Here is a 5,739-nt window from a genome sequence, read left to right on the forward strand (position 1 = left end):
ACCCAGCGGGTGTGGCGCGAGAACACCCGGGGGCAGTACTACGTCTACGACCGCGACCGCCGCACGCTCACGCCGCTCAGCACGCGGCCGGGCTGGCAGATGTTCGCCAAGTTCTCGCCCGACGGCTCGCGCGTGGGCTTCGTGCGCGACAACGACCTCTACGTCACCGACCTGGCCACGGGGCAGGAGACGCGGCTCACGCACGACGGCAGCGAGACCGTCATCAACGGCACCTTCGACTGGGTCTACGAGGAGGAGCTGGACCTGCGCGACGGCTGGCGCTGGAGCCCCGACGGCACCCGCATCGCCTTCTGGCGGCTGGACCAGTCGGCCGTCCGCACCTTCTACCTGATCCAGGAGACGGACAGCCTGTACTCCCAGCCCCTCCCCATCCGCTATCCCAAGCCCGGAACGCCCCTCTCCGTCGCGCGCATCGGCGTCGTCTCCGCGAGCGGGGGGGAGACGACGTGGATGGACACGGGCACGGACCCCGAGGCGCTGCTGGTGAAGATGGAGTGGGCCGCCTCGCCCGCCGAGCTGGTGATCCAGCGGATGAACCGCATCCAGAACCGCGTCGACGTGCTGATGGCCGACGCGGGCACGGGCCGCAGCCGCGCGCTGTTCACCGAGACGGCGCCGGAGTGGCTGGACGTCTCCGACAACGTGCTGGCGTGGGTGAACGGCGGGCGCCAGTTCATCTGGAGCAGCGACCGCGACGGCTGGCAGCACCTGTACCTCTACAACCGCGACGGCAGCGTGGCCCGCCAGCTCACCCGCGGCGCGTGGGAGGTGACGGAGTTCCTGGGCGCGGACGAGCGCGGCGGCTGGATCTACTTTGGCGCGGCGGAGGAAGGCCCCATGCAGCGCCACGTGTACCGCGCGCGGATGGACGGCCGCGGCACGCCCCAGCAGCTGAGCCGCGAGCCCGGCTGGCACGACGCCACGCTCAGCCCCACGGGCGCGTTCTACGTGGACGACTTCTCCGACCTCGGCACGCCCAACGTCACGCGCCTGCACCGCGCGGACGGCACGGCCCTGCGCACGCTGGTGGACAACGCGCGGATGGCGGCGGACGTGCGCGCGCTGGGCCTTCGCGCGCCGGAGCTCCTGACCATCCCCGCGCAGGACGGCACGCCGCTGAACGCGTGGATGATCCGCCCGGCGGACTTTGACCCCGCGAAGAAGTACCCCGTGCTGATGTACGTCTACGGCGGCCCGGGCAGCCAGACGGTCAAGGACCAGTGGGGCGGCACGCGCTACCTGTGGCACCAGCTGCTGGCCCGGCGGGGCTACGTGGTGGTCAGCGTGGACAACCGGGGAACGGGCGCCCGCGGCCGCGCCTTTCGCAAGTCCGCCACGTACCAGGACCTGGGCGCCGCCGAGTCCGCCGACCAGATCGCCGCGGCGCGGTGGCTGGCCCGCCAGCCGTACGTGGACGCGTCGCGCCTGGGGCTGTGGGGATGGAGCTACGGCGGATACATGACGTCGTTCACCCTCACGCGCCCCGAGTCGCCGTTCAAGGCCGGCATCGCCGTGGCGCCCGTGACGGACTGGCGGCTGTACGACGCCGTCTACACCGAGCGCTTCATGCGCAAGCCGGCGGAGAACCCGGAGGGCTACCAGCGCAGCGCGCCGCTCAGCTTCGCGGCGGACCTGCGCGGCCGCTTTCTGCTGGTGCACGGCACGGGCGACGACAACGTGCACTTCCAGAACAGCGTCCGCCTGGCCAACGCGCTGCAGGAGGCCGGCACGCCGTTCCAGTTCATGGCGTACCCGGACCGCACGCACTCCATCAAGGGCGACGGCATCTCCGCGCACCTGTACAACATGATGACGGACTGGCTGCTGCAGAACCTGTAACCCCACGCCGCCGTGGTCCGTGGGAAGCTCCACACGCGAGGCCGGCTCCCGTTGGGGCCGGCCTCATGCTTTCCGCGCGAGACCCGTCGCGCTCGACGCAGGATAAACCCGGATGGGCCAGAAGCGTCATCCTGAGGAGCCGCCGCGCAAACCCCTGTCATGCGTGATCCGTGGCGGCGACGAAGGATCTTGCCCGCGAAGCTCGAGGGCGACCCTTCATGCAGGGAATCTGCCTCCGAGTCTCGCACACAAGATCCTTCGATCGCGCCAAAGTCCCGCGTGCGTTCATGTCATGCGCGGCGCTCCCTCAGGATGACGCATCGCGGGCGGAGGCTGATCGTCTTCCCTGCTCCGCCTCCTTCGTAATCTGCCCCACTCTCGCACTCTTGCACTCTCGCACTCTCGCACTCTCGCACTCTCGCACTCTCGCACTCTCGCACTCCCGCACTTCAGTTCTCGTTTCCGGACACGCAATCACATGTTTGATTGACATCCCCGGCAGGGCGGATCATTGTTGGAACGGCTCCAAGTGTGCGGGCGGACAACGAGGTCCGCGGTTCCATCCCGAGACACGGAGGGAAAAGACACATGGCCGAGGAAAGCTTTGACGACGGCGTGTTCGACGACCTGTGGGTGCGGTCGCCGGACAGCGAGCGGCTGGACGACGTGGACGTGGGCGCGCGCCTGTGCAGCTGCCGCAGCGTGTGCCTGGCCGTGATCGACGACGGCGGCGGCACGGAGCCCTGACCGGCTCGCACCGGGCAACACGCGCCCGGGCACTCCACGGTGACGTTCGTCCGTGCGGGCGCCCGGGCGCGGCCGCGTCCGGCATCGGTACACACGGGACGGACGGACGGCGCGGCATCCATCCGCTCGCTTTGGGCCGGCGGATCCCCCACCCCGACACAGGCTTGAGAGGGAGCATGGAGAAGCCCATCTACAAGGCCTCGTACTACAACCTGCTGGTTCCCCACGGCCCGCACACCCTGCTGTTCAACGGCGTGAGCTCGGGGCTGCTGCGCCTGCCCCCGCAGCTGGCCGAGCCGCTGCGCCCGTTCCTGGGCCCGGAGCGCTCCCGCGACGCCGGCCGCGGCCGCGACGACTGGTCGCCGCCGCGCTTTTCCGCGGACGAGCTGCCCGCCGGCATCCAGCGCCTGTTTCCCGAGCTGCTGCGGGGCCGCTTTTTCGTGGAGGACGGGGTGGATGAAGCGGCGGACCTGCGCGACCGGTTTCAGCATTTTCGCCAGCGCGACCCCTTCATGGTGACCATCACCACCACCATGGACTGCAACCTGGCCTGCTACTACTGCTACGAGGACAAGGAGCCTGTCTACCTGAGCGTGGAGGGATGCGACCAGATCCTGGCGTGGATGCGCGAGCAGGTGGAGGCCAAGGGGCACGAGCGCCTGTACGTGGACTGGTACGGCGGCGAGCCCATGCTCAACCAGGCGGCCATCGAGCACTTCACCCAGGGCGCGCTGGCCCTGTGCGCAGAGAAGGGGATGACGTACAGCGCGGCCATGATCAGCAACGGCACACTGTGGCCGGACGACGCGGGCGACTTCGTCAGGCGCAACCGCATCCGCCACCTGCAGTTCACCCTGGACGGCCCGCAGATCCACCACGACAAGCGGCGGCGCTACGTGCTCAAGGAGGAGCGCGAGCAAAGCTCGTTCGACGTGATCGCCGAGACCATCGACCGGCTGATGGGGGCCACGCGCGTGTACCTGCGCATCAACGTGGACGTGGGCTCCGCGCCCGACATCATGCCCCTGGTGGACTTTTTCAAGGAGCGCGGCTGGCTGGAGCCCGCGGCGCACATCTACCCGTACCTGGCCATGATCGGCCCCATGACCGACACGTGCGGGTTCCTGGGCCGCAACCAGCGCGTAAAGGACTTCCGGGACGAGTTCGACCAGCTCAACAACCAGTTCCAGCTGGCCATCAGCCGGCACATCGACCCGCGCGGCATCCAGCACCTGCAGTACTATCCCATGACCATCAAGATGAACTGCGCGGCCGTGGGAAGTAACAGCACCGTGTTCGGGCCGGACGGGTACATGTACAAGTGCGGGCTGGACGTGGGGCAGCACCACCTGGCGCACGGCAAGGTGAACCTGACCGTGGGGCAGGCGGACCACACGTTCTACCAGCCCAAACGCGCGCCGCTGCCCGTCCTGGGCGTAAAGCCCACGCCGCACCCGTACGAGGCGTACGACCCGTTCACGCACACGCGCTGCAGCCAGTGCCAGTACCTGCCCATCTGCATGGGCGGCTGCCCCAAGACGCACTTCGAGAAGAACGACTTCTACCTGGAGCAGCAGAGCAAGTACTGGGAGGACAACTTCGACGTGGTGGTGCGGACGTACTACGAGTCCACGCGCACGCGCCTGCCCGCGGAGCCCGTGGCGGCCTGAACGTCGAACTGCATTCTCACGCAGAGGGAGCAGAGGCAGCAGAGTACCCCAGATCCCGCACGGGCACCGTCATCCCCCGAAGCCAACGATCCAGCAACCGGTGATCTTGGCGGTCCGCGACGAAGTACTCTGCGTCCTCCGCGGCTCTGCGTGAGAAAGCAGTTGCAGTTGCTGTAAAGCCCCGGCGATCCCGAATCGCCGGGGCTTCGTGCATGGTCTTGATTCCAAGATGAAGTACTCTGCTGCCTCTGCTCCCTCTGCGTGAAAATGCAGTTGAATTTTTTTCTTGCAGTTTACGGCGCGCGGCAGGTATGGTTGCAGTCTCCGGTTCACGCTGGCGAAGTGCTCCTCATGGGTTCCCCACCCTCCATTCACGGAGAAGCGCATGCGCATCGGGATCATTGACCTGCTCGGCAAGGAACCGCCCCGGAACGGCTACTCGCGGCTCATGCGGGCCAACAACACCAGCATCATGGCGCAGGTCGTCGGCGTGTGGTGCGAGGAGGAAGGCCACGACGTCCACATCGCCTACTACTCCGGACCGGAGCGCCTGGCCGGCGGCATTCCCGACGACATCGACCTGCTGTTCGTCAACGCGTTCTCCCAGTGCGCCCTGCTGGCGTACGGCTTCAGCAAGTTCTACCAGGCCCGCGGCATCCCCACCGTCCTGGGCGGCCCCCACGCCCGCTCGTACCCCGAGGACGCCCGCAGGTACTTTGACTACGTGGTGGGCTTCTGCGACCGGGGCACCCTGCGCGACATTCTGGCCGACGCCGAGCGGCACCCGGACGAGGGCGTGTACATCAGCGCGCTCAAGCAGCCGTCGGCGCTGCCGGGGCTGCGGCAGCGGTGGAAGTTCCTCAAGCCCGCCATGGACCAGGCGAAAGTCCTGCGCCTCGTCCCCCTCATCGGCAGCCTGGGGTGCCCGTACAAGTGCAGCTTCTGCATCGACGCCGTCGTGGGCTACCAGCCCATGGAGAACGAGGGCATCATCGACGACGTGCGCTTCTTCCGCGACCTCAACCTGCCGCGGTCCGTGGCGTCGTGGCACGATCCCAACTTCGCCATCCGCTTCGACGAGACGCTGGACGCCATCGAGGAGGCCGTGCCCCCCGGCAGCGTGGCGTTCCTGGCGGAGATGTCGCTGGCCCTGCTGGGCGAGGACCACCTCAAGCGGCTCAAGCGCAACAACTTCCAGGCGATCGCGCCCGGCATCGAGTCGTGGTTCGACATCGGCGACAAGTCGCGGATGCGCTCCGTGCGCGGCATGGAGAAGGTGCAGCGCCTGGCCGAGCACGCGAACCTCGTGAACTCGTACATCCCGTACACGCAGTGCAACCTCATCTTCGGCCTGGACGCGGACGAGGGGGCGGAGCCGTTCGAGCTCACCAAGAAGTTCATCGACCTGGCGCCGGGCGTGTACCCGCACTACGCCGTGCTCTCCGCCTTTGGCCGCAACGCC

General features: G+C 68.0%; 4 protein-coding genes. All 4 read left to right on the forward strand.

Translation table 11 applies throughout. From position 1 onward, the window contains the following. On the forward strand, positions 1–1,860 hold a 1,860-nt coding region (locus VFZ20_RS30925; protein WP_329687833.1), incomplete at its 5' end, for a S9 family peptidase. 588 nt (positions 1,861–2,448) lie between these two features. Further along, positions 2,449–2,607, forward strand: a complete 159-nt coding sequence (locus VFZ20_RS30930; protein ID WP_329687834.1) for a hypothetical protein — start codon at positions 2,449–2,451, stop codon at positions 2,605–2,607. A 176-nt stretch (positions 2,608–2,783) separates the two neighbouring features. Next, positions 2,784–4,277 carry a radical SAM/SPASM domain-containing protein gene (locus VFZ20_RS30935; RefSeq protein WP_329687835.1) on the forward strand — a complete coding sequence of 498 codons (1,494 nt, stop codon included), beginning with the start codon at positions 2,784–2,786 and terminating at the stop codon, positions 4,275–4,277. Positions 4,278–4,662: 385 nt separating this feature from the next. Further along, positions 4,663–5,739 (forward strand): hypothetical protein (locus tag VFZ20_RS30940; RefSeq protein WP_329687836.1); only part of this gene is annotated, 1,077 nt, incomplete at its 3' end.

Origin of the sequence: Longimicrobium sp., from assembly GCF_036280135.1 — a bacterium.
Lineage (GTDB): Bacteria > Gemmatimonadota > Gemmatimonadetes > Longimicrobiales > Longimicrobiaceae > Longimicrobium.